Source organism: Lactobacillus kalixensis DSM 16043, from assembly GCF_001434335.1.
Classification (GTDB): Bacteria; Bacillota; Bacilli; order Lactobacillales; family Lactobacillaceae; genus Lactobacillus; species Lactobacillus kalixensis.
Window position 1 is genome coordinate 1 of the sequence record NZ_AZFM01000099.1, and the last position, 315, is coordinate 315.

Here is a 315-nt window from a genome sequence, read left to right on the forward strand (position 1 = left end):
CAACTTGACTGATGATCAAAAGCAAGCCGCTAAGGATCAAATTGATAGTGACGCTAAGAAGGCTCAAGATGCAATTGATAACGCTAAGTCTGATGAAGATGTTAAGAATGCAGTTGATAACGGTAAGCTTGCCATCGACAAGGATGTGGCAAACGCAGCCATCGACAACGCCGCAGCGGGTAAGAAGAAAGAAATTTCTGACTCATCATTAACTGATGAAGAAAAGGCTGCTCTGAACAATGAAGTAGATCAAAAGGCTAATGATGCCAAGAATGCAATTAAAGAAGCTACTACTTCAGAAGCAGTAGAAACTGC

Annotated in this window: 1 protein-coding gene; it reads left to right on the forward strand. The window is 41.6% G+C overall.

Going from position 1 to position 315, the window contains the following annotated elements:
- Positions 1-315, forward strand: a 315-nt coding sequence (locus tag FC46_RS09935) for a DUF1542 domain-containing protein (protein WP_157046846.1), incomplete at both ends; no start/stop codon positions are given.